Origin of the sequence: Anaerovorax sp. IOR16 (assembly GCF_017168145.1) — a bacterium.
GTDB lineage: Bacteria > Bacillota > Clostridia > Peptostreptococcales > Anaerovoracaceae > IOR16.
Genome location: NZ_JADQTL010000009.1, coordinates 807,774 through 833,759, shown reverse-complemented (window position 1 = coordinate 833,759; position 25,986 = coordinate 807,774). Strand labels below are relative to the sequence as shown.

Annotated in this window: 19 protein-coding genes, 1 tRNA gene, 3 rRNA genes and 1 pseudogene; 3 read left to right on the top strand and 21 right to left on the bottom strand. The window is 36.5% G+C overall.

Going from position 1 to position 25,986, the window contains the following annotated elements; genetic code table 11:
• Positions 1-139 precede the first annotated feature (139 nt).
• The 9 genes from I2490_RS07695 to I2490_RS07655 form a co-directional block, all read right to left on the bottom strand.
• The gene (locus I2490_RS07695; protein WP_206459145.1) at positions 140-832 is read right to left on the bottom strand and encodes a M48 family metallopeptidase; all 693 of its coding nucleotides are present in this window, start codon (positions 830-832) and stop codon (positions 140-142) included.
• 70 nt (positions 833-902) lie between these two features.
• A complete protein-coding gene (locus tag I2490_RS07690) occupies positions 903-2,333 on the bottom strand; it encodes a DUF4179 domain-containing protein (protein ID WP_206459144.1) in 1,431 nt (476 codons plus the stop codon).
• Positions 2,330-2,809 carry a sigma-70 family RNA polymerase sigma factor gene (locus tag I2490_RS07685; protein ID WP_206459690.1) on the bottom strand — a complete coding sequence of 160 codons (480 nt, stop codon included), beginning with the start codon at positions 2,807-2,809 and terminating at the stop codon, positions 2,330-2,332. The genes I2490_RS07690 and I2490_RS07685 overlap by 4 nt, the downstream gene beginning before the upstream one ends.
• A gap of 192 nt (positions 2,810-3,001) precedes the next feature.
• A complete protein-coding gene (locus tag I2490_RS07680; RefSeq protein WP_206459143.1) occupies positions 3,002-3,886 on the bottom strand; it encodes an EFR1 family ferrodoxin in 885 nt (294 codons plus the stop codon).
• A gap of 151 nt (positions 3,887-4,037) precedes the next feature.
• Positions 4,038-4,952, bottom strand: a complete 915-nt coding sequence (locus I2490_RS07675) for a hypothetical protein (protein ID WP_206459142.1) — start codon at positions 4,950-4,952, stop codon at positions 4,038-4,040.
• A 116-nt stretch (positions 4,953-5,068) separates the two neighbouring features.
• The gene (locus I2490_RS07670; RefSeq protein ID WP_206459141.1) at positions 5,069-5,572 is read right to left on the bottom strand and encodes a GNAT family N-acetyltransferase; all 504 of its coding nucleotides are present in this window, start codon (positions 5,570-5,572) and stop codon (positions 5,069-5,071) included.
• A gap of 149 nt (positions 5,573-5,721) precedes the next feature.
• Entirely contained in the window at positions 5,722-6,537 is an 816-nt protein-coding gene (locus I2490_RS07665; protein WP_206459140.1) for an FTR1 family iron permease, read from the bottom strand.
• Between the two features lie 323 nt (positions 6,538-6,860).
• Positions 6,861-8,114 carry a coproporphyrinogen-III oxidase family protein gene (locus I2490_RS07660; protein ID WP_206459139.1) on the bottom strand — a complete coding sequence of 418 codons (1,254 nt, stop codon included), beginning with the start codon at positions 8,112-8,114 and terminating at the stop codon, positions 6,861-6,863.
• An 18-nt stretch (positions 8,115-8,132) separates the two neighbouring features.
• Positions 8,133-9,035: a radical SAM protein gene (locus tag I2490_RS07655; RefSeq protein WP_206459138.1), complete on the bottom strand. Its 903-nt coding sequence runs from the start codon at positions 9,033-9,035 to the stop codon at positions 8,133-8,135.
• A 281-nt stretch (positions 9,036-9,316) separates the two neighbouring features.
• Between I2490_RS07655 and I2490_RS07650 the strand changes: the two are divergent.
• Positions 9,317-10,680: pseudogene (locus I2490_RS07650) on the top strand (IS1182 family transposase).
• Between the two features lie 139 nt (positions 10,681-10,819).
• Here the strand turns inward: I2490_RS07650 and I2490_RS07645 are convergent.
• A complete protein-coding gene (locus I2490_RS07645) occupies positions 10,820-11,308 on the bottom strand; it encodes a prolyl-tRNA synthetase associated domain-containing protein (RefSeq protein ID WP_330634602.1) in 489 nt (162 codons plus the stop codon).
• 17 nt (positions 11,309-11,325) lie between these two features.
• Entirely contained in the window at positions 11,326-12,039 is a 714-nt protein-coding gene (locus tag I2490_RS07640; protein WP_206459137.1) for a cation:proton antiporter regulatory subunit, read from the bottom strand.
• Between the two features lie 195 nt (positions 12,040-12,234).
• Between I2490_RS07640 and I2490_RS07635 the strand changes: the two genes are divergently transcribed.
• Positions 12,235-13,128, top strand: a complete 894-nt coding sequence (locus I2490_RS07635) for a hypothetical protein (protein ID WP_206459136.1) — start codon at positions 12,235-12,237, stop codon at positions 13,126-13,128.
• Positions 13,129-13,260: 132 nt separating this feature from the next.
• On the opposite strand, the gene I2490_RS07630 is transcribed toward I2490_RS07635, so the two are convergent.
• The 10 genes from I2490_RS07630 to I2490_RS07585 all read right to left on the bottom strand — a co-directional run bounded on the left by I2490_RS07630 (position 13,261) and on the right by I2490_RS07585 (position 24,626).
• Positions 13,261-14,136 carry an AraC family transcriptional regulator gene (locus tag I2490_RS07630; RefSeq protein WP_206459135.1) on the bottom strand — a complete coding sequence of 292 codons (876 nt, stop codon included), beginning with the start codon at positions 14,134-14,136 and terminating at the stop codon, positions 13,261-13,263.
• Between the two features lie 120 nt (positions 14,137-14,256).
• Positions 14,257-15,018 (bottom strand): TraX family protein, encoded by a 762-nt coding sequence (locus I2490_RS07625; RefSeq protein WP_206459134.1) that lies wholly within the window; start codon positions 15,016-15,018, stop codon positions 14,257-14,259.
• 543 nt (positions 15,019-15,561) lie between these two features.
• A 5S ribosomal RNA gene (rrf, locus tag I2490_RS07620) occupies positions 15,562-15,678 on the bottom strand.
• 65 nt (positions 15,679-15,743) lie between these two features.
• A 23S ribosomal RNA gene (locus I2490_RS07615) occupies positions 15,744-18,633 on the bottom strand.
• A gap of 283 nt (positions 18,634-18,916) precedes the next feature.
• A tRNA-Ala gene (locus I2490_RS07610) sits at positions 18,917-18,992 on the bottom strand.
• 50 nt (positions 18,993-19,042) lie between these two features.
• Positions 19,043-20,562: ribosomal RNA gene (locus I2490_RS07605) — 16S ribosomal RNA — on the bottom strand.
• The 16S, 23S and 5S rRNA genes sit together here with 1 tRNA gene alongside, the layout of an rRNA operon.
• A 1,085-nt stretch (positions 20,563-21,647) precedes the next feature.
• A complete protein-coding gene (locus tag I2490_RS07600) occupies positions 21,648-22,106 on the bottom strand; it encodes a VOC family protein (protein WP_206459133.1) in 459 nt (152 codons plus the stop codon).
• Positions 22,107-22,143: 37 nt separating this feature from the next.
• On the bottom strand, positions 22,144-22,971 hold the full coding sequence (locus I2490_RS07595) for an EFR1 family ferrodoxin (RefSeq protein ID WP_206459132.1): 828 nt from the start codon (positions 22,969-22,971) through the stop codon (positions 22,144-22,146).
• Positions 22,972-23,040: 69 nt separating this feature from the next.
• Positions 23,041-23,700 carry a CatA-like O-acetyltransferase gene (locus I2490_RS07590; protein ID WP_206459131.1) on the bottom strand — a complete coding sequence of 220 codons (660 nt, stop codon included), beginning with the start codon at positions 23,698-23,700 and terminating at the stop codon, positions 23,041-23,043.
• Between the two features lie 71 nt (positions 23,701-23,771).
• Positions 23,772-24,626: an AraC family transcriptional regulator gene (locus tag I2490_RS07585; RefSeq protein WP_206459130.1), complete on the bottom strand. Its 855-nt coding sequence runs from the start codon at positions 24,624-24,626 to the stop codon at positions 23,772-23,774.
• A gap of 245 nt (positions 24,627-24,871) precedes the next feature.
• Between I2490_RS07585 and I2490_RS07580 the strand changes: the two genes are divergently transcribed.
• Positions 24,872-25,981, top strand: coding sequence for a DUF2974 domain-containing protein (locus I2490_RS07580; protein ID WP_206459129.1), 1,110 nt, complete (start codon positions 24,872-24,874; stop codon positions 25,979-25,981).
• The last annotated feature ends 5 nt before the right edge of the window (positions 25,982-25,986 follow it).

Sequence of the window (25,986 nt, the reverse complement as noted above, 5' to 3'; positions counted from 1 at the left end):
TCTTTTTTAAACTTCAACCTATTAAAGAAAGGTTTCTATAAAAAAGTTTTTTTCTTAATGACAATTTTATCAGCGACACAACAAAAAAAGAGTTTTCTCACCAAATTGTTAGTAAACTCTTTTAATTAAAAATAATTCTTCAATTATTAATGTTATTCAATTCTTTTTTTACTTCTTTCCAATCAGGAAAATAAAGATCCATATATCCTTTAAATTTTGCATTATGATTTCGCTCAAGCAAATGACATAATTCATGTACAACAACATATTCAAGACATATCGGATGTTTTTTTGCAAGTTTCAAATTCAACCAAATTCGTTTTACAGTGATATTGCAAGTTCCCCAACGGGTTTTCATGCTTTTCGTTTTCCATTCCTCTGCATGAACACCCATTCTATTTTCATATTTTTCTATGATAGCAGGAAGCGCATCCTGTAATTGCTTCCGATACCATTCCTTTATCAAACGTTCTCGCTGCTCAAATGTACTTCCTTCATGTATCCTTAGTATCATTTTATTATCTTCTAAAGAAATGGAGCGACAAGCATTAGATGAGATTACCTCTAATTGATAGCTTTGCCCCCATACACAAACGGTTTCTCCTGATACGAATTCTCTCTTCTTAGGCATAGGTTTGTTTAAAAATTTTTGCTGGTGCTTTTTAATCCAAGATAATTTTAATTGCAAGAAAGCTCGAATTTGCTCATCACTCAATCGTTTGGGAGCGGAAACAAATACTTCCCCAAGTGGTGGTTTTACATATAAATGAAGATGCTTTATTGTTTTTTTTTCAATATTTATTTCTATTTTATCTAAAATTATTTTCTTCATCTATCCCCTTTCCTATCAATGCTTGCAAAATTCTCATAGCTTTTATTTCTGTTTTTCCATTTCTTCTCTTTTATTTCTCATTTAAATTTATTTTAATTTTAATTGGTTTATCCAATTGAACCATACGTGAGTATACCGGTGATAGATATACTACATCAAAAGGATAGTCTTGTAAAGAAAACTCTGAATAAAATCGATCCGGATTCTCTATATACGTTTCTTTTATCTCATCAAAATATCCAGTTTCAGATGACCAACTATGATAGGAATATTCCTTTCCCTCTTCGTCATAATAATTCGTTAGAAATAACTGATAGGAATGATTCTCTTCTATTCTTTTTGAAGAAAAACCTACAATCCAATCATTACGTTGACGTTCAGCATGTTCAAATATTATGTTTTGAGGCAAAGACTCTGCAGATTTTTCTTTCAGATTAATACGAATTTTTTCCATATCCTTATCAAGCCATGTAACTCCGGTAATATATAAAGTAAGATTTTTACTTTTAGAAAAAAATGGGCTTTCGAGTCTATGAGACTGCATCATTGGGGAATCAATACTTCCGGTAGCCGTAATTCCATTGGAAATCGCTTCAAATCGTCTTCCCTTTTCATTCACCAAATAGAATTCTAATGCTTTCAGCCATGCTGTATTATTTTTATCATCCGCAAAATTTAATCGTATGTGTGTGGGATAAAGCTCCATTGTGGTAACTGTTAATCTTTGATCATCCAATTCAAAGTTTTGATTTAATGAAATTATCTTTCCTTGCGCTGTAAAAAAAGGATCAAACTTGAGTTCAAAATTAAATTCCGCCACAGGCTCCGGTAAATCTAATTCAGAGATTGAATCATATTTTGAATCTTCCTTCTCATCCAGAAACTCTGATTCCTCTAAAGGTTCTTCTTCATTTATACTCCCATAATCTCGTATCTTTAAAATAAGCTGCATTGAACTCGGCATATTTGTTTCCATAAAATCTACCGTCAATTGTCTCAACTCACCATTTTTACGGTCAAAGGAATCTGAAGAAATAGAATAACCCTCAAAATTATTCCCATTAATGTCTCTTATTTCAGGTGTAACATCTATATTTGAATAAATGCTTGAATCAAGAGTATAGAAAATAGCGAGTTGTTTTTGATCAACAATAACATACTCTACTCTTGCTGCAATTTTATTTTTCGTTTGTTCCATTTCGATTGGCTGAACGTATTCATTTTCGACTGCAGCCGATAACGATGGTGATGATGCTACAAATTGAGCCAAATCTTTAATCAATGGAATTTTACCACAAGCATAAGCAAAAGTAATGGAGCAATTTACAAATATAGTAAAAAGGATCAAAAAAGATGCTATGCTGCTAATCGGAAGAATGAGAAAATGATTCCTTCGCTTATTCCTCAGTTTACTTTCTGCTCTTATAAGTGTATATTCAAGCTCAACAGGGCTATCATCCAACTCATTTAAGAGTTCAAAATATTCGTCGTTTCGATTCACAGTGCTTCCTCCTCCTCTGATAAATCAAGTTTCAAAAGCTCTAGGGCCCGACGCTGTCTAGTAACAACCGTTCCCTGTGGTATATTCAGGCTTTCTGCAGTCTGCGTCAATGTAAATCCTGAAAAATATCTTAATATCACTACCATACGCAAATCTGTCGGAAGCTTCCCGATTGCTTCCTTAAGAGGCAGAACATCGTAATTGTACTCCTCATTTCCTTCCTCCGGCAGATATTCCATTGGATGTACTCGAGTCAGTCTTTTTAATTCTTTTTTACATTCATTGATTAAGATTCGTGTAAGCCATGTATCAAAATATTCAGGTTGTCTCAGCTGATTAAGGGCCTTCAATCCCTTATAAACGGCTTCGTCTACCGCTTCTAATGCACTTGCTTCATTACCAAGATATAAATATGCTGTTCGATAAAGTCGCTTTTTTAATAGCTCTATACGAGCAGCAAACTCATTTTTGTCCATCACGCAAGGGCTCCTTTCTAGTTTGAATCAGAATTCCGTTCTTATATTAGATTAATTACTACAGGGTTTTGATTTCTTTTTAAGGATTTTTTTTAATATTTTTATATTTCTTGTATTTGCAACTCTCTTATTTCATCTATTTATATTATTTAATAAAAAAGCGCTACCTTAAAGCAGCACTTTTTTTATAAATTAACGTTCCGATAAATATTTCTTTACTCCATTCCATGCATTACCTTTGCACAATTTAATGATATCCGTTTCCTGATCCTCAACATTAATATGACTTATTTTTTTAAGATCAAAACCTTTTTTAAAAATAATAGATCGAGCTATTTTGGGAAACAGAGCATTATTAGGGCAGCCGTAAATACACTTCAAACAAAGATGGCATTTTGAATCAAAATGCGGTATACCATTTTTCATAGTAATATTACCTGCTGGACAGTTTTGGCTGCACCAGCCGCATCCGCTACACTTATTTGTTACTTGAATGCTTTTTCCAATCCATTTTGCGCCATACGTTTCAATTCTTCCGCAAAACGTGAAAAAACGATCAATAAAATAAGGAGTCGTTCTATTATCGATACCATTTAATATATCCTCTACAATTTTTGATACTTTATCAGGTAAAATTTGTATCAGTAATGCTGCAACAGACTCAGGTGTTGGTATGATACAATTGGAAGGCATCACAAGCATTTTTTCATAGCATATATGATACCCCTTATCTTCAAGTAATTTGATACTTTTTAATCTACATGCGGTGTTAGGTATAATCTCGCCTCCACCAGATACAGAAATAACAGCTGCATACGTTCCATTTACCTTATCCATATCTCGAATCCATTGGTAAACCATATCGGGAGCATTCATTGCATGGACGGGAAAAATTAATAATAGAAAATCATGTTTTTGTGATGAATACTCCATCTTATATGTAATTTTTTCAGTAAATGTGAAGCACTTTTTTTGCATAAATGATTCAAAAAAGCAATCTGCAACTTTTTCGGTACAACCCGTACCTGTGTAATAAACAATTTTTAAATTATTGTATTTATTTTCACATGGATTCATTTTCTTACTTCCTTTATCTATTTAATTTTGTTTCGTCCATTCACGACACTTCATTTTAACACACTTTTTACCATTTAAAAAAGAAACAGTAATATTTATTTTTCAATAACATTCAATTTTATAAATGAATACAAAAGAGCATCATCGATGATTACGATGACGCTCTAATTACATCCTTATAGAAAGTACCCTTATACCCCTTAATCTTAATTTGATTTTGAATCAACGCACCCATAGGTTTTGGCAATTCTTTATCGTCGATTCGATTCATACGACAAAAATATTCTAAAAAGCGCTGAGCAAACTCTTTCTCCTCCTGATTCTTTTTCAGCGAAACAATATCGCTTAGAATCTGAGCCATCCAAATATTATTAAAATATCGGTACTTTCCAGCATTCCAGGTTATATTATTAGGATATTTTTCATTTAAATAATAATTCCAAAAAAGCAATTGATCCGACTCTTCTTTAGAAAGCTGCAGTCTGTACTGTGAATCAGCAGGAACATATCCGTCTTCACATAGTTTACCGATAAAAGATTCATCTACCATAAAAACGCCTATGATAGAGCGACCTTTTTCAGACATATTCGAATTTCTAGCTGTTAAAAGGCAAGCACTATTTTTATTAAGACGAATTGGCCGATTTGGCTGTCCCTTTTTACTTCCACTCTTAGCTACACCTGTAAAAACTTTCCAATCAGTAAATATCTTATCATAATCTTTTTCTTCGCACCAAAAAACTGCCTGTGAACTCGGATGAACTTTAAAATTTTCCATAAATCTTTCTCGCTCTAAGAGAAGTTGCTGTTCTTTCCGTTGTATTTCTCTTTCTTTTTCAATTATCAATGCTTCCTGCTCAAGTTCCTCTTGCTTTTTCTGTATCATTTTACTTACTGAATTAGCAGCTTTTGGATCCGTTAAAGTTAAAAATCTTCCAAAAGCATCAGGAAAAAGAAACTTTTTATTTCCTGATTTAAAATTTATTTCTATACGAGAATCTGTGTATTTTACTACACTCCCTTTTCCAAAACTCTTATGCAAAACTTGTTTATTGAGTAGATTCATTTCTCTGCCCCCCTATATCTTCCATATCCTCTCTTATAGAATATATATTACCATAAACAAAAAAATAAATCAAATTTTTATTGACAAGAATATTTATTTGGGTGTAAAATAAAATTTTATTTTATTTTATATATAAAACGTAGATGAATCAACTCTTTTTCTGAGATAAAATAGGAACATTTCTCTTTTTCTGAGATAAAACCATTTTTTTCATAGAATTTTTTACTTTTAAAATTTTCTTCCAAAACCCATAAATATATTTTATTAAAGCCCATATATTCCAGGTCGTTCAAAGCATTTTTTATTAGTTTTGTCCCATAACCTTTGCCATAATATTGAGGTAACATATACAAAGAAACAATTTCTCCCCAATCTTCGAATTTTTCATCTCTTGATTTTCCATATGCAATACACCCAAGCATTTTTTCTTCATCACAAATCACTTTTACATTTAATATTTCATTCGAAATCCAATCACTAAATGCAGATACCCAAAAATCTTCTCTTAAATTGTCCAAATATGTTTGTGGAACCATTCCTTTATATGCAGCTTTCCAACTGAGTGCATAAATGCGGCTTATATCTTCTACATCATAAATATTTGCTTCTCTGATCTTCATTCACTTACCCCCTCATGTTTTATTATAATTTCATTTTAGCATATTTTTATCTGATAATTTACAATATTAATGCATCTTTTTATTTCTATAATAGCAACGCATCCTTCTTAATAAAAATGGGTTAGATGCATTGATCTAACCCAAACTTTTTATTTCTTTACTTCTTTATGCCAAACGTAAAATAGTGAAAACGTATAAAGATATTGCATTAGGAATTGCGGTATCTCTGGCTTTGAATACCATCCAAACAACACATATAAAGGCAGTCCAATAACTCCTTCTTTATGATTAAAAATTGTTTCTGATAAATCAAACGCTTTTACTAAAAATAAATGTTCACTGGAAATTAAATTCAATGCATGTAGTGCTGAAAGTCCTTCGTGAATCCCATAGCCAAGTAAGAAACCTGCTTGAAGGATTAAATAACCTAATGTTAAGTTAAATAGTACTTTTAAATTCACTTTCACAAGAGAATAATTAATTAATATCGTCAATACCATAGCAGTTAATATACCTGATAAGATAGGCATAATTGTATATTTTCCTGCAAATGTAAATATTGCAACTTCTACGCCTTCACGAGCAACCATAATAAAAGCAATGCTGGTAATCCCAAACGCTGATAAATTTGTGCTAACCTTATTTTCAACGGTTGTTACCATGTTTCTACCATGCTTAATCATCCAGTATATAAAAGTTGTTACCAGCACTAAAGCAATAAAGCTTGCAGCACTTTCCCATAGCTTTGCAACTTCGTCCATTCTGTCAATGGCTTTAGAAAGAATGTAAAGAATACCTCCAATAGCAAGGGAAGAAGAAATTCCCATTATAGTTCCATAATAAACGTTTTTTCTAAAAGATTCGTTTTTGCTTTTCTTTAAATACTGAAGGATAATAACCACAATCAAGAATGCTTCTAACCCTTCTCGAAAACCCATTATATATCCTGGTAAAAATGTTTCCATTTCCAATCTCCTTTTATAAAAAAATTATAATTAAATCATTTTAAAATCTAATTTCTAATAAGAAATACGTAATGCCTCCTTTCCATTTTTTAAAGTTAGTTACGGCTAACCATTAAGAAAAAAATATGCGACCAACTAGTTAGTCACCGCTTACTTTTAGTTTATAGAATTAATTCCGACTTGTCAAAAGGTAAATAATGGATTTTAATTACTCGTATTTAAAAAGGATCTTATTTACTGCTATAATAAGATCCTTTTAACAAGGTTTCTATAAATACAATCTCTTCATATTTTATACTTTTAAAGGTCTTGCCCAATTATATTTAGAGTTCTAATTTCTTCGGAAAGGCCTCCTTTCGCATCAGACTCCACATTTGATCGATATAGGAAAGCGTGTAATAATTTTCATAGTAATGATAGTAGTACGCACCTTTCATCGTCATTTCATAATAGTCATCTTTTCTTTTTAATAATCCAAAAATTTTTGCAAGCCATAATTCAAAGCCATATTGATTTTCCAGCTTGACACCAAAGAACTTTTTAAACTCTTTGGGATTAATTATCATTGTGTATGCTGTCCAAAATAAATAATAAATCATTCGCTGTCTTAAGGTAAATCGAACCGTTAATGAAGTTGGCAATTGATTCTTTTCAATTCGTTTTATATACGCTTCAATGGAAAAGGTGTTAATTTTAAATTGCTTTTCAAGCAAGGTTGTAGCAGAACAACCAAATCCCAAAAAATTATCCCGTGTCATTGAAGAGTATTTCTTTGTTTTAGATTTAGCAAAGGTCCATATAGAATCTCGAATATACCCTTTTTCCCTGCAATACTCTGTAATAGTATCTAGCAGCTTTCTCTTCTCCTTTGAATTCATTTTAATTGCTGCACTATTCGTAAAAGAAAAATCAATAAAAGGATAAATTGCAATATGATTTGCTCCATTTTGAAAAGCCATATCAATATCACGTTTTACTAATTCAAAAGTCTGATTCGGTAAAGCAAAGATAAAATCCATGGATATAGTCTCAAATTCAACCATTTTTAATGCATAAAACATGCTTGTATAATCGGTTTTTTCTCTACCTAAAATTTGTAAAAATTCATCTTGAAACGACTGAATTCCTATACTAATTTTTGTAATGCCAGCCTCTTTCAGTGTTTTTAATTTCTGAACAGACACATCATTCGGATGAAGTTCAATACCAATTCCCTCTGTAATAATAAAATGTTGTTCAATCGCGGAAATAATGTCTCTTATCCGATTTGCGATAAGTGCAGGCGAACCACCACCAAAATATAAACTCGTTACTTCTTTTCTCTCCTTGTTTGCAGCTCCAACAAGATGAATTTCTTTTATCAACGCATCTACATAATCATTTGCAATTCTATCTTCATACAACACTTTACAATATGGACAAAAATCACAAATGAGTTTACAAAATGGTATATGTATATAAAGTCCCAGATGATTTGTTTTTCTATATAATAATTGATTGTCATATTCATTGGTAAATAAAAATGGTTTTACTGACCTTGTAAGCCACATTCTTGTAGCAGTAGTTAATAGACTCATTTCCTCCCTTTATCCCCCTTATATATATCGCAAATATGTTTTTAACATTTCTAAAATTACATATATGTTTCCTTTAAAAATCAATGCATATTCAGCTGCAAAAAAATAGCCGCATTTTTCGCATAAACCCGGTACATCAACACATCTACCACAAATAGACTGTTTTCCATTTTCCATAACAACGCATTGATAACATGGTGTTGGAAAAGTATTATTGATCAAATGTGAAAATGCACTTTTTAAATTAAAAATCGGATACCCTTCTTTCATCATTCTTTCAATCTCTTTACAACATTTTTCTTTTTCGAGAGAACTTAATTCCAAATCTTCTGTGTCAGGATATGGCGTATGAAAATTAAAAGAGACTGCCCTTATTTTTTCTTTCTTTTTTGCAACTTTGCAAACACTTTCAATCATATTCTTATTTATCTGATTGATTGCCATATACAAACAAATATTATCCGATGTTGCAGAATCAATGTTTCCCATTATTGTATCATAGGTATCATCACGAATGAAATTATGCTTTTCCTTGTCTCCGTCTAAACTTAGTAAAATAAGATCCGCTTCCGGTAAATCTATTTTAAAAGTTCCATTCGTTACTACATTTACAATCAAAAAACCCATTGACCTTGCCTCGATAACCAAATCTCTTATATTCTTATCTCCATCCTTCCATAAAAAAGTTTCACCTCCACAAAAAAATAAAATACGAATTCCCTGTTGATAAAGTAACTCCATTTCTGATTTAATTTGTCTATATGGATGTATAACCCCGGTAAGATTATTTACGGAACAATGTTTGCAAGATAGATTACACTGATCTGTTACAATAATGGTTCCCAGTATGGCTTTTTTACGATGAAATAGGATAGTACTAATACCAAATAACGAAAACCTTATTAAAGACGATAGTTTCATTTTTACCCCCATTCAGTAATCAATTATCTCTGCAATATTACTTTACTATATAAGTAATATTAAAAATGCAGTTTAACACATATAGTGTAATATTACACTATATAATTCAAAAAGTAAATGACATTATAAAATGATTAAAGAAAAAGCTTCGCTGTCGCGAAGCTCTCAGACTGTAGACAAGGATATCTCTATCTTTGCCTACAGTTTTTTTTACATAATGTAATACATTTTATTGTATTTATGGTAAAATATATGTATAAATACATGGAGGTATTTGCTTTATGATGGGTAAGAAAGATTTATTAGGTCGTGATCAATTTCAAATGGTAACCTTGAATTCTCTTGTTCCACAAGATCATATTATTCGTAAGATAGATACTGCGATTAATCTCTCTTTCATTTATGACCTTGTAAAAGATTTGTATTCTGATGTGGGAAAAGAAAGCATCGATCCTGTTGTCTTAATTAAAATTACCCTCATTCAATATACCTTTGGTATTCGATCCATGAGACAGACCATTAAAGAAATTCAAACGAATGTAGCTTATCGATGGTATCTTGGTTATAGTTTAGAGGAAGAAATTCCTCACTTTTCTACCTTTGGTAAAAACTACTCTCGTCGGTTTCAAAATACTGACTTATTCGAACAAATCTTTCAAAGAGTCATTGCTGAAATCATGGAATATGAATTCATTAATTCAGAAAGCATTTTCATTGACGGTACACATATTAAAGCAAGTGCAAATAACCATAACAGTGAAAAAGAAACCGTTTTGGAATCCGTTAAATACTATGAAAAAGAACTAATGAAAGAAATTAACGAAGATCGCATTGAACGAGGAAAACAAGCTTGTAAAAAAAAACGGAAGCCAAAGAAAAGACAAAAGTAATCAAGAAAAGTACCGTAGATCCGGATTGCGGCGTATTTCATAAAGGAAAGCATAAGGTAGTATTTGCTTATGCTGCAAATGTAGCTTGCGATCGAAACAATTACATACTTGCTTTTCATACAAATCCAGGAAATGTACATGACTCAGTTGCATTCCCAAAGATTTATGAAAAAGTAAAAAGATATAAAGGTGTAAAAAATATTGTAATGGATTCCGGATATAAAACACCTGCAATTGCTAGAGAAATACTCAAAGATAAACGAATTCCTATCCTACCATACAAACGACCTATGACAAAAAATGGTTATTTTAAAAAACACGAATATGCTTATGATGAATACTATGATTGCTTTGTATGCCCAGAAAACCAAGTGTTAAACTATACTACAACAAATAGAGAAGGGTATCGGGAATATAAGAGTAAAGGAGAAATTTGCAAGAGTTGCCCTTCCTTATCAGAATGCACAGCAAGTAAAGACCATGTAAAAGTAGTCACACGTCATATATGGGAAAACTACATAGAGCAATGTGAGGACATTCGTCATACTCCAAAGTATCGAGATCTTTACAAACTACGGAGTCAAACCATTGAGCGAGTCTTTGCCGATGCAAAAGAAAAACATAATATGCGTTATACACAATATCGAGGGATTCAGAAGATAGAAATGGAACTGAATCTTCTTTTTGCGTCCATGAATCTAAAAAAACTAGCAACATGGATTCATAAATCTGAAAGAAGGAATCAAATGGCATAGAGATATCCTTTTATTTTTTCTTTTTTTAAAAGCTTTATAGAAAAAATAGAAAATACCTTGCAGAAATTATAAGAATATAAATTTAGCAAGGTATTTTGTCTACAGTCTGAAAGCTTCGCTGTCGCGAAGCTCTCTTATCCTATAAATTAATGATACAATATTCATAACCCAATTCTCTAATAAATTTATACATGTCTTCCATGGAAATAAACAATGTTTTAGTATTGTCATTAGGATGAAATGTGATTATTTTTTCTGAAAGCATATCCTTGTCCAAATAAACTTTAATATCATGTTCTGCATTATTTAGTAATCCAAATAAGGATACCGCACCTGGATAAAGTGACATTTTATCCATTAAATTCTCAGGTGAACAAAACTTCATACCTTTTTCATTTAAAAGTTCACCAAGTCTTTTAATATCCAACCGCTTAGCATCATCCATAATAATTAAATAATATGCAGATTTTTTTCGATTGCATAAAAAAAGTGTCTTAGTTCGGACCCCCTTTTTACCAATAATATAACGATCTGCATCCTCCGTTGTCAGTGCGGGAGGATGTTCTACAATTTCATAAGAAATCCCCATTTTATTTAATGCATCGTATACAATTTGATATTGTTCCACAGTAACACTCCTTTTAACTAACCTTCTATTTTATCTTCCACTTTCTCAAATACTGCCCTGATGTTTTTTCTTTCACCAAACACAACTAAAGTATCATTTTTTTTCAATCTGATTTCACCGTTAATTTTCTCTATAAGTCCTTCATCTCGTTTAATTAATAAAATTATAACATTATATCTTTGTTTTAAATCCGTTTCTTTAAGCATTGCACTTTCCAGAAACTTAGGAATATTAGTTAAATATACTTCTGCCATAACCACACCTTCATAGTTGTCCAATATAACAACTGGATTGGAACGTTTTCCAAACATAATACGATTCCCAATCCGTTCAATTCTTTTATCAAAGGATTTTTTTAACCAATGTGATTTCTGAAAAATATATAATATTATTACAAAAAAACAAAGAATACCTATAATCCAAATAACATGCTGGATTTGAGTTTTTTTTAACGCTAAAAAAATATTCACAACAGACGACACAATGGTTACCGTAAAGGCATATCCAAAAACCATTGTAATTTGAGCAAGCTTTCGTCGAATTTTTGAAGTAGCTATTACCTCACTCTCCTGTGTCGTATATCCACTATTCGTCAACATAGAAATGACCTGAAACTTCGCCTTTTCTTCGGTTAACCCTGTTAATCGAAATAACACTGTAAAAATTTCTGCGATCATAACGTATACTAAAATAAATAAAAAGAATAACAAAACTGCGCCAATTAACCCCATAAACACTCCATTTTTCTCATTTTTAAGATATCTTTTTCTTTCTATTATAATAGATTCCTAAAGATAAAAAAAGGAAGAATTTATGATATAATGAGTGAAGAAAGCTATTGCGTAGATTTATTATACATTATATTGCGTAAACATTATTTTATTTCTCAGAGTAATATCATTAAATTGGAATAGGAGATATCAATTATGAAAAAATACAGTTTACATATTATTATAGTACTTTGCTTATTAAATGTAATATCATTTATGAAAATCAGCAATTTACAAAGCAGTCTTCAGAATATGGAAAGTAATCTTTCATCACGTATTTCCAATGTTTCTTCCGAGGTTGGAAATATTTATTCAAATATAGATAAAAGGTTAAAACGCCAGTCCAGTATCATTGATTATATGGACTATGAGTTCGGAAAAATAAATCAAAACGACCTCACCATTCCTGTTACCTTTAGCCTGACACCAAAAGAAATCACAAAAAGCAGTGTTGTAACACTTGATGTAGCCGGTAAAAATGTTACTATGAAGCGCAATGGAGCAACCTTTACCACAATAATTCCTGTAAGTATTTTTGATGGATTTACGCCCAAAGTAATCATCGAGGATGGTGACATACTAAAAAATGAACAGTTGAATGATTTTTCCATAGGAAATATCAAGGATAGGGTACTGCCTGTATTGTATGCGTTCTTAGATGGTCATTCATCCTATAGCTCAGGTGAATATAAGAGAACTGGAAACTTAAATATTGAATATAAACAAGCAGAATCCGGTGTTGCTTTTACCGAGGCTCGCCTTGTGATTAAAATAGATGACAAAGTAATTTCCGATAAGAAAATCTCCCCTAATAGAGAATGGGATCGGTTTGACTATGAGATTGACGAGAAAATTGCGTTAGAGAACGAACAGACCTGTACAATAACCGTAATTGCCATTGATGCATTGGGACTTGAGCATCATTGTGTGGTTGATCGTTGGGTAAAGAGCGATAGTAATGATAGACCTGAACCTCATTATTTTGGTGATGAGATAATATACAAAGCCAATGGAGAACTTGTTTATAAGCCCGAGTATATTGAACTATAATAAGTTCTTTTTATTAAATGAGTGTGTGAAAGATTTTCTGTAAATATGGATTCCTATGATAATGATTGGGACGGATAACCTGAATGTAGTACAGGTCATTCGTCCTCTTTGTTAGTATAAAATGTACTTCTTTTATTTTTTCTCGACCGCAACCCATATTTCACAGGTATAGCCGGGATCGCTCACATCAGCCGACGGATACGCTTCGAAGTCCGTGCCGCCGCAGGGCTGATACTCACTTGCAGGGAAAAATTCGCTGTAAATCTGCTGATATAACTTATTGAACGCTTCCGGCATTGCCCCCACACACCTGAACACTGCGTAGGTATGCGCCGGAATTTCCTCTACAGTAAAATCCTTTTCCGTAACCGTTGCGCCGTTATAGTGAGCGCCGATACCATAGGGAAAATTCGTGTCGGAAGCGTCCTTGCCGAAGCTTGCGCCGACGATGCACCCGTCAAAAGCATTGTTCTCTGGAATGTACTTGCACAGCGCCGAGATTGTTCCGTCTGTTCCGCACTGCCGCCAGAAATCGGATATTTCGGCGGTAGTCAGTTCTTTCTTGCACGATACGCTGATCTTTTTGCAGATAATTTTGAATGCGTCCTTTGTTTCAATTCTGTAATCCATCATGTTTCCTCCGTTTAAAATTAGTTTTACAGAGAGACGGGAAAAAGATTTAAGATTGGCTCCGCTTCGTATCTGCGACGGAGTAACTCCGTGAAAACGTGTCAAAGCACGGCTGAAGCTTGCCTGAGTATCATAGCCGTATTTTACGGCAATATCCAGTATCCGTGTGTCAGTTGCTGCAAGTTCGCTTCCGGCAAGAGAAAGCCTCCGCATACGGATATAGTCTCCTAGAGTAAAACCGCATAGAATGCTGAACACCCGCTGAAAATGAAAGCTTGACGAATATGCCTGCTTTGCAATTTCACTAAAGTCCAGTTCCTCGGTGATATGTGCTTCCACGTAATCGACCGCCTTCTGTATTCCACTGATCCAATTCAACTTCGCGTACCTCCTCTCTGTATGAGCTTATTATACGGGGAAATGATTTTTATCGCTTGACATTTTGTGCGGAGCAGTGTCACCGCAATCAAAGATTTTTTCATACTTGCTATAAAATTTTTAACTGCCAATCATAACTCCTACATTACCATATAAAGATATTCTAATGATCCCACAAATAATAAGATGTAATGGATAATAAATATAGAAAAACCATTTCATATTTTTCCAGCTTCCTCGCTCTCCATTATATCTTTTTAGTAATGGAATTGTTAAAATTACAAACATCTGTATAACTCCATATATTTTATCAATAAATAAAAAGTAAACAATCGAATACATAGCAACCCATGCAACCATTCCTGTCATTTGTTTTTTAAAATTTCCTCTATTATTTCCGATTGCTAAAATTGCTAAAACAGCAATAGAACTCCAATCAGCACAGAATGTAATTACAGTAATACCTATTATAAGTGCGGATTTCATCCACTGCTTTAATGCCGGATTTTCACTCTTTGAAATCGTTAATGCAACTAACCCCCAAGCTAAAGGCCAAATGACACTTGTCTGATTAAAAATCGTTGTTTGAAATGGAATAAACGGTATTCCAAAGGCAAAATTGTAAGCAAAATGAGATAAAATGGCAAAGAGAAATAACCTTTCAATATACTTCTTTAAGTCGTGAGTATAATGATATCCTTCTGCAATAAAAAACCACATAATAGGCGCGGCTAGTCTTCCAATTATATGTAATAGCAAAATTCCAAAATTGGTTGGATAATTTGGAAAAATCACGCTGGCTAGATGGTCAATTGTCATTGAGATAATTGCTATCATTTTAAGTTGATTTGAATTTAATCCTTTAGTTTTAATGTTTGGCATATCCGTTCTCCAAATTCGTATTTATTATTAAATTAGTAACCCTTTATGCATAACTTTATCATGTATTTTAAGTTTTTACAATTAAACGATTCTTTCTTTATCAGTAGGTACTTGGCGGATAATTATCTGTGAAATTAGAATTCTCATATATAAAAAAAGCGAACCTACTTATATTATAGTAAGATCTTGCGTTGCAAGATAAATGTCAGAGGTTTACAACTGGTTAATAACTTTCCACTAACTCCATTACCAGTTGCATAAGTTCGAGCCACGTTCTTTCAAAAACAAGAAAAAAGCAGCTCTTTTTCAAGAACTGCTCTCACTTAAAACTGGCGACGTCCTACTCTCCCAGGCAACGTTCGCCAATGGCTCACTCCTCCGCTTCGCTTCGCTGTCCCATTTTCCATTGCAGCTTAAGACTGCGGAAAATGGGCACCTTCCCGCCGAATAAATTATGGTAGGTACTTGGCGGATAATTATCTATGAAATTAGAATTCTCATATATAAAAAAAAGAAGCTATCAAAAGATAACTTCTTTTTTTAAACTGGCGACGTCCTACTCTCCCAGGCAGCTGCCCGCCAAGTACCATCAGCGCAAAGGAGCTTAACTACTGTGTTCGATATGGGAACAGGTGTGACCTCCTTGCTATAGTCACCAGATTTTTTTGAAGGTTAGTACCCTCAAAACCAAACAATGTAATCTTTTTACTTCTTACTTGAAACCATTGGTCAAGCGTTCGACCTATTAGTATCGGTCAGCTGAATATGTTGCCATACTTACACCTCCGACCTATCAACGTGATAGTCTCTCACGGGTCTTATCAGTAAACTGAAGGAAATCTATTCTTGTGGGGGGCTTCGCACTTAGATGCTTTCAGCGCTTATCCCGTCCATACTTAGCTACCCAGCCGTGCCCTTGGCAGAACAACTGGTACACCAGAGGTATGTCCATCCCGGTCCTCTCGTACTAAGGACAGCTCCACTCAAATTTCCGACGCCCACAGCGGATAGGGACCGAACTGTCTCACGACGTTCTGAACCCAGCTCGCGTACCTCTTTAATGGGCGAACAGCCCAACCCTTGGGACCTACTTCAGCCCCAGGATGAGACGAGCCGACATCGAGGTGCCAAACACCCCCGTCGATGTGGACTCTTGGGGGGTATAAGCCTGTTATCCCCGGGGTAGCTTTTATCCGTTGAGCGATGGCCCTTCCACTCGGAACCACCGGATCACTAAGCCCGACTTTCGTCCCTGCTCGACTTGTAGGTCTCGCAGTCAAGCTCCCTTTTGCCTTTACACTCTTCGCGCGATTTCCGACCGCGCTGAGGGAACCTTTGGGCGCCTCCGTTACTCTTTAGGAGGCGACCGCCCCAGTCAAACTGCCCGCCTGACACTGTCCCAGTACTGGATTACAGCACGTGGTTAGAACTTCAATGTTACAAGAGTGGTATCCCAAAGGCGGCTCCTCTAAAACTGGCGTCCTAGATTCTTAGCCTCCCACCTATTCTGTACATGCAACACCGAAATCCAATATCAAGCTGCAGTAAAGCTCCACGGGGTCTTTCCGTCCTGCTGCGGGTAACCGGCATCTTTACCGGTACTACAATTTCACCGAGTCTATTGTTGAGACAGTGCCCAGATCGTTACGCCTTTCGTGCGGGTCGGAACTTACCCGACAAGGAATTTCGCTACCTTAGGACCGTTATAGTTACGGCCGCCGTTTACTGGGGCTTAAGTTCTGTGCTTCGATTGCTCTGACACTTCCCCTTAACCTTCCAGCACCGGGCAGGCGTCAGCCCCTATACATCAGCTTTCGCTTTAGCAGAGACCTGTGTTTTTGGTAAACAGTCGCCTGGGCCTTTTCACTGCGACCACATTTCTGTGGTTCCCCTTCTCCCGAAGTTACGGGGTTATTTTGCCGAGTTCCTTAACAATAGTTCTCTCGCTCGCCTTAGGATTCTCTCCTCATCTACCTGTGTCGGTTTGCGGTACGGGCACCTACAATCTCGCTAGCGGCTTTTCTTGACAGTGTGAAATCAGTTGCTTCGGTACTTTATTTCCCTCCCCATCACGCCTCAGAATTGTTACGGCGGATTTGCCTACCATAACTCCCTTGACGCTTAGACACGCTCAACCAACGGCGTGCTCAACTTATCCTTCTGTGTCCCCACTTCGCTCAAACGATTTTCGGTGGTACAGGAATCTCAACCTGTTGTCCATCGCCTACAGCGTTCGCTCTCGGCTTAGGCCCCGACTAACCCTGAGTGGACGAACCTTCCTCAGGAAACCTTAGATTTTCGGCGGGTAGGATTCTCACCTACCTCTCGCTACTCATGCCAACATTCTCTCTTCTGTACAGTCCACCATACCTTACAGTACAGCTTCTGCCCGTACAGAATGCTCCTCTACCAATTGCATACGCAATTCCAAAGCTTCGGTAGTAAGTTTTAGCCCCGTTTATCTTCGGCGCAGAGCCACTCGACTAGTGAGCTATTACGCACTCTTTAAATGAGTGGCTGCTTCTAAGCCAACATCCTAGTTGTCTATGCAGCTCCACATCCTTTTCCACTTAACTTACATTTTGGGACCTTAGCTGTTGGTCTGGGCTGTTTCCCTTTCGACTATGAAACTTATCTCACATAGTCTGACTCCCAAGTATAATACTGCGGCATTCGGAGTTTGATAGTCTTCGGTAACCGGTGAAGGCCCCTAGGACATTCAGTGCTCTACCTCCGCGTATCTTACCTTGAGGCTAGCCCTAAAGCTATTTCGAGGAGAACCAGCTATATCCGAGTTCGATTGGAATTTCACCGCTATCCACACGTCATCCCAGCCTTTTTCAACAGACATGGGTTCGGTCCTCCATATCCTTTTACGGATACTTCAACCTGCACATGGATAGGTCACCCGGTTTCGGGTCTACAGCATACAACTCGACGCCCTATTCAGACTCGCTTTCGCTTCGGCTCCGGTGCTGAACACCTTAACCTCGCTGCATACCATAACTCGTTGGCCCGTTCTACAAAAAGTACATGGTCACTTGCGCTCCCATTGCTTGTAAGCATAAGGTTTCAGGTTCTATTTCACTCCCCTTCCGGGGTTCTTTTCACCTTTCCCTCACGGTACTATTCTCTATCGGTCACTAGGTAGTATTTAGCCTTGGGGGGTGGGCCCCCCTGCTTCCCACCAGGTTTCACGTGCCTGGTGGTACTCTGGTGCCACTCTTTACTCGATTTATTTCGTCTACAGGACTTTTACCTTCTACGGTCGAACTTTCCAGATCGTTTCGACTATAAATCTTGTAAGTGATGAGTGGTCCACAACCCCGGATAAATCCGGTTTGGGCTCTTCCCCGTTCGCTCGCCGCTACTGAGGGAATCGATGTTTCTTTCTCTTCCTCCGGGTACTTAGATGTTTCAGTTCCCCGGGTTACCTTCTCTATACCTATTTGATTCAGTATAGGATACTTGCGCATTACCACAAGTGGGTTGCCCCATTCGGAAATCTACGGATTAACGGTTATTTGCACCTGCCCGTAGCTTATCGCAGCTTGTCACGTCCTTCTTCGGCTCCTAGTGCCAAGGCATTCACCTTATGCTCTTATTCACTTGACCTAAGTGAATCGTCCACTGAGTAATTATGGACTAATTTTAATACTATGTTAAAAAACTTAGTAATTTTCTGGTTTCTCGGTTAAATTAATTTGAAATTGTAGTAAACCCTATGCAGTTTTTTCCTGAACATTCGTTTCCGAATTGCTCTCGAAAAGACTGTCTTAGTTTTTACTTACTGTTTTGCTCTTGTCTTTCGACAAGTGCTCTCGATTTCGTCTTAATTTGAATTTTAAGATTTACATTGTTCAGTTTTCAAGGTACATAACTTACACCTTGCGGTGTATGGTGGAGAATAAGAGGATCGAACTCTTGACCCCCTGCGTGCAAGGCAGGTGCTCTCCCAGCTGAGCTAATTCCCCATATATAAAATATATATAAACTCATAGTGTAGAAATTGTAGTCTCCTTAGAAAGGAGGTGATCCAGCCGCACCTTCCGATACGGCTACCTTGTTACGACTTCACCCCAGTCATTGATTTCGCCTTAGGTAACCTATTACTCGGCCAACTTCGGGCGCCCCCAACTTCCATGGTGTGACGGGCGGTGTGTACAAGACCCGGGAACGCATTCACCGCGACATTCTGATCCGCGATTACTAGCAACTCCAACTTCATGTAGGCGAGTTTCAGCCTACAATCCGAACTGGGACCGGTTTTAGAGTTTTGCTCCTTCTCACGAGATTGCTTCTCTCTGTACCGGCCATTGTAGCACGTGTGTAGCCCAGAACATAAGGGGCATGATGATTTGACGTCATCCCCACCTTCCTCCGAGTTATCCCCGGCAGTCTCACTAGAGTGCCCAGCCGAACTGCTGGCAACTAATGACAAGGGTTGCGCTCGTTGCGGGACTTAACCCAACATCTCACGACACGAGCTGACGACAACCATGCACCACCTGTCACCTCTGCTCCGAAGAGAAGTCTCGATTAAGAGACGGTCAGAGGGATGTCAAGCCCTGGTAAGGTTCTTCGCGTTGCTTCGAATTAAACCACATGCTCCGCTGCTTGTGCGGGTCCCCGTCAATTCCTTTGAGTTTCACACTTGCGTGCGTACTCCCCAGGCGGAGCACTTAATGCGTTAACTACGGCACCGAAGGATCGCTCCCCCGACACCTAGTGCTCATCGTTTACGGCGTGGACTACCAGGGTATCTAATCCTGTTTGCTCCCCACGCTTTCGTACCTCAGTGTCAGTTACAGTCCAGAAAGCCGCCTTCGCCACTGGTGTTCCTCCTAATATCTACGCATTTCACCGCTACACTAGGAATTCCGCTTTCCTCTCCTGCACTCAAGCCATGCAGTTCGTAAGGCTAACAATGGTTGAGCCATTGCCTTTCACCCCACGCTTACATAACCACCTACGTACTCTTTACGCCCAATAATTCCGGATAACGCTTGCCCCCTACGTATTACCGCGGCTGCTGGCACGTAGTTAGCCGGGGCTTCCTCCAAGGGTACCGTCATTTTTTTCTTCCCCAAGGACAGAGCTTTACGACCCGAAAGCCTTCATCGCTCACGCGGCGTTGCTGCATCAGGCTTGCGCCCATTGTGCAATATTCCCCACTGCTGCCTCCCGTAGGAGTTTGGACCGTGTCTCAGTTCCAATGTGGCCGATTACCCTCTCAGGTCGGCTACTGATCGCTGCCTTGGTGAGCCGTTACCTCACCAACTAACTAATCAGACGCAGGCCCATCCCATACCGATAAATCTTTGGCGAAAGTATCATGAGATACTCGCGCGTTATGAGGTATTAATCCCGGTTTCCCGAGGCTATCCCTCTGTATGGGGCAGGTTGCCTACGCGTTACTCACCCGTCCGCCGCTTTCCGCTCAATCATTCGACCGAAGTTTCATTCATGAGCTTCTCGCTCGACTTGCATGTGTTAGGCACGCCGCCAGCGTTCATCCTGAGCCAGGATCAAACTCTTAATAAATTTGGTATCTAAACGCTCCTTACGGAGCCTTCAAATCTAGCTCAGCCAAACGCATTGCGTTTCGCTTCTTTTTTTCATTTCATATTTGCATACGAATCTGAAATTATTGTTTTTAAGAAATTGTACGAAGATCCATCCAATTCATTGAATGTTTCTTACCAATCTTTTGCAGATTGTTTTTGTACTTAAGTCTTTTTCGTCTCTGTCAGTTTGCACTGTTTCGACGTTTGAGATTTACTTAAAAATCTCTTTGACTCAATTTCTACACTATGGAGTTTTCAAGGTTCGTGAACCTATCTTCATTTGTGCAATGCGCAAATGCTAGAAGGCTCTGGACTGAAAAATCACAAACTTTAATTTGTAGATTTTTATCGTCCGATGCGCTTTTTTCAAGCGCCGCTCCGTCTTGACGGAACTTTTTTATTATAGCTCTCTGTGCTCATTTTGTCAACCACTTTTTTCTGTTTTTCAACTTTTTTCGTGGTCCCTGCCTTGGCGTTCAAAAGTAATTCTTTTCACTTTTAATCACCGTTTTACTGCTTCGTTCTTTACGAAACAGCTTATTTATAATACCAAGTTTTGGCATTTCTGTCAACCACTTTTTTGTTTTTCGACATTTTTTTTGTGGTGCTCATTCAGTTGATGAAAAACCAATCAAGGTTTTCATTCAACCGCCTTCACGAGACAGCTTAACTATAATAGCAAGTTATGCCTTCTCTGTCAACTACTTTTTTATAATATTTCACTTTTTTATTTACAATTTCATTATCGCAGTCTAACCAATCTTCTCAAGCCTCATCAAAACATTTCATTTAATCATAAAGCGTATTAATAGGAGGACTACATTTTATATTAGGATTTATTACAACATCAAAAAATTCTTCAGTAAAAGGCAAATGTATCATACGTTTTATATATTTAAATTCTTCATGGTTATTTTCCTTTCATATATATAGAAAATAACATTAATTAAAATACATATTGAATATATTTGCCTGCATATTATCCGCATAGAAAATAAAACGACATAGTAAAAAATACTATGCCGAAGCCGAATCATATTGAATTGTTCTAATTTATTAATATTACAGGCATGCTTTTACAAACTCGACAGGATGTTGGATTATTTCTGCCGTTTCCTCTATCGAATGTCCTTGTGATATATATCTTTTTGCAATGACCGCCATAGATTCTCCAATTTCAATCATATGATAATCCGGATCATAAATACGAACTACCCTTTGTTTCCATTCATGCATCTTTGGTTCATGCACATATACAATATTCGGATATGATTCTAATCTTTGAATAAAACCATCAAAGTCTTCGACTTCAAAATACAGCTCCATATTATGTGATTTTTGAAGCACCGAGTCTGTCGGAATGTTTGTTAACCAATCAAAATCTTCTTGTATTGCAAATCCCCCACTAAAGGTCACATTTCTTCCTAAATCAAGGGTAACTGTTTGATTAAACAATTCCCCATAAAATTTTTTAGAAACTCCAACACTCTTTACGGCTAAAAGTGCCAACTGAAACTTCATAATTCTTCTCCCATCCCTAACTCAATCTACTCCTGAATTACCCAATAAAAAGTTCTGGCTCAGCACGCCTTGCGAATCCATCTTCCAATTCATGTTGATGATAAAGATACTTTTCGTCATCATAGTATTTTGCACCCTCAGGACACTTTTTTACACATGCTCCACATTTGATGCAAATACCAATATACTGCGTTACATCCTCACGGCTAATAGAACCCATAGGACAAACCTCTGCACAAATTCCACATTGGGTACAGCTATCCTTTGTTTTCGGTTTAACCTTTAAAATATTTACAGGGTTTCCTTTACGATCCCTTGGTGTATAATACGGTCGAATTGGTTCTTCTCCTTCTACAAAAGCCGGAGTTGATGGCGTTTCACTCAGTCCATGTATATATGTACAAATTTTCTCTGTAAATTCATCTGCTATTTTTATATCGTTATCATCCGGTCTATGTGCAGCCAAGGTATAGGAAAAGGAATGCTCTCCAATAAAAGCTCCCCCACCAATCGTATGAAATTTATTTTCTTCTAAAATATTGCGAAGCTCAATTAAAGCATCGTCATAGTTGCGATTGCCATACAAAACAATCGGTATGGCCAATGCATCATTCCCTTGTATGTTATTGGTTAAATACGGTAAAAGTACATTCGGAACTCGACCTGCGTAAACCGGTGTTCCGAAAACAACAATGTCTTCCGCAGAAAATTGCAGCTTTTCTTCTCGTACTTTTGGTAACGTAAAATCAATATTCGAAATAGGAAGTTTCATTTTTTCACTTAAACCTTTCGCAATCCGTGTTACAATTTTTTCCGTAGTACCTGTGGCACTGAAATAAACCGCATAAATGTTTTTAAGTTCCATAATAATCTTCTCCTTTTCGTTCTTATTGAATAATTGTTTACAAAAAGTATAATATAAAAAATTTAATCCTTAAAGCCATTCTTCTGGATGATCCATTGTTCTTTGCAATTCTTTAAAAAATACCTTTAAATGATATCCTTCGATGGTTGCGTGATGAACGGTAACCGATAAAGGCATCAGTATTCTACTGTTTGACTCTATAAATCCTCCTGCCTCAAAGCTGGGAAAATAATAATCTTTGAGTCCATGATTATGCAGTGAAAAACTATTAAATGTAAACCAAGGGATACAGGATATAACATATGCATTTGGTAAGGGTAAACCTTTCGATGAAAGAATACCGTGACTATTACCATACTTTCCTGTATCCTCAATATATTGGTTATAAAAGACTAAAAAATTCTCATCGTATTGCGTCCATAGCAAAGACGTTGTTTTATCATCTTCATGAAATTGAGGATATGTGGGAGTCAAGCAATCCCAATAACCTAAAACTCCATCTTTTAGACCAACACGAAATTCTTTTTGTTTTCCAATTGCTCTAGTTACTAAATATAAATATGTAGGAAAAAATTTATACCCTTTCTCCTTTAATGTGTTCCTAAGAACGGTAACATCCATATTTACATTTAGAGTATAGGTCGTCGGTGCCATTTTCGTATAGTAGTGAAACATTTGTGCCATCGGCCATTTTTGCATATCAATCGGATAAAAGCTCCTATTTTTCATAATTCATTACCTCCATGCTTTAAGGTTAAACATAGAAGGTTAAGAATTCAATCAACGCTCCGTAGAGAGTTTTATGCTTTTTTTATAACCGGGACCCAAATTTCAAATTTTGCATTTTGGGGATCTGCATTGAGATACACTTCAATGTCAGGTGCATTGCCATATTCATATCCCGATGTTGGAAACCATTCCGTTATGATTCTCTTTTCCATCTCTTGTATTGAATGTGGCATAGGACCTTCTCCAGAAAAAATAGCCCAAGTTGCAGCTGGAACTGTATATTCTTCTAGGGAATCGTCAATCACTTTATTACTTGTAACCGCAATATAATATTTCCAATCTTCCTGCTCATTGCATAAGCTTACACCAAGTACGCCCCCCGGCTGTCCATCTACCATAGAAACTAACTTTTCAATCGTTCCATTCATTGCAATCCTTTGCCACATTTGTGGCACTATCTCAAAATTTTTCTCAACCTCTCGATAAAGCGGTTCAGAAACACCAACAATACGAAACGCTTCTTTTTTTTCAATCCGATAATTCATTTCAACCTCTCCTTTAATAGTAATTTTGAAGCTGATCGGTGGAAATGCTTTTAAAGTTACACCCTCTTTTTTGGCTTGGGAAGGCGCAACGCCATGTACACTTTGAAACGCTCGATTAAATGCAGTTGGTGAATCATACCCAAACTTTATAGCAACATCGACGACTTTATCCTCACCACTTTGCAAGTCAACCGCTGCCATTGTCATACGTCTTCTTCGAATGTATTCGGAAAGCGATACATCTGCGATATAGGAAAACATCCTTTGAAAATGATATACCGAGCAGCAAGCAATTTTTGCCGCTTGATCATAATCAATGTGATCTGTCAAATGCTCCTCAATGTAACTCACTGCACCATTTAAGCGTTCAATCCATTCCATTCAGTCAACTCCTTACCATAAAGTATAGATCAATATAACTCTTCATACCTCTCTTTTCCTGCACAATTTAAAGAGATAAAAAAGCATGAAAAAGGCAAAAAAAAGACAATCTAAATATAATAAAAACTCACTCATTGATTTTCCCTTATTTGTATATTATAGTAAATATCATCAAATGCTTCAATGCTTAAACCCAATAATTATGGAAAACAAAGGTAATTTAATATATTGTGGAAGGAAACTCTATGAAAAACATCATTGATTATGTATCTGAATTTAAAGAAACATTCCAATCAAAGTCTTTTAATACCGTAGACAGTCTGGTACTTTCTCAACTTGCGTACCTATATTTTGATGGAATCGTACCAAGCATCTCCAATGCCGCTGATCCGATACATCTTAAAGAAATCAAAGAGAAAGAAAATTTGGATGCAGCATTTATCAATGTACGAGACAGCGAAAGCAATCAAAAATTATTTAATGCGCTATTAAAAAGCCCAAGGTTTCATAATTTAAAGCTTTGTTTTTATGTAAATAAACTAGATTATGAAGCAGAAAAACAATTTTCTGCCGTTACATTCCTTCTTGATGACGAAACGGCTTATTTGGCATATCGTGGAACAGATGCTTCTTTTGTTGGCTGGAAAGAAGATTTTAATATGGCCTTTTTGACTCCTATTCCGTCTCAAGAAGAAGCCGTTTCCTATTTAAATTTTATAGGAAAACAGTTTTCCTGTGATTTAAAAGTAGGTGGTCATTCTAAAGGTGGAAACCTTGCAGTCTATTCCGGAATTAAATGTGACCCCGAAACTCAGAAAAGAATTACTCACATTTTCAGTCACGATGGTCCCGGCTTCCGGGAAGAGGTAATTCAATGCAAAGAATATTCTATAATGAAAGAGCGCATTTATAAAACTCTTCCGGAATCCGCTTTAGTCGGTATGCTTTTACAGCATATCGATACCTACTCTGTTGTAAAAAGCAACCGCATAGGAATTTTACAGCATGACCCATTCTCATGGGCCATAAAGGATAATGATTTTGAATACGTACAAACAGTAGCAGGTAGTGCTCTGCTTCTGAACAAGGCCATTAACGCCTGGTTAAATTCTCTGGATGATGAAAAAAGAAAAATGTTTATCGAATCCCTCTATCAAGTCGTAAAAGCAACGGAAGCCAAGACCTATTATGACTTAACCGATAACTGGCAGCAAAAGGCTGTGACTTCACTCGCTGCCATTAAGAACATTGATGACGAAACAAGATGGTTCATTCGAAAAACTATATTCTCTTTAATTCGCCTTGCTATGCAGAATTTAAAAGATGAAGTCCGAGGGCAATCCGAAGATAAATAACTAAG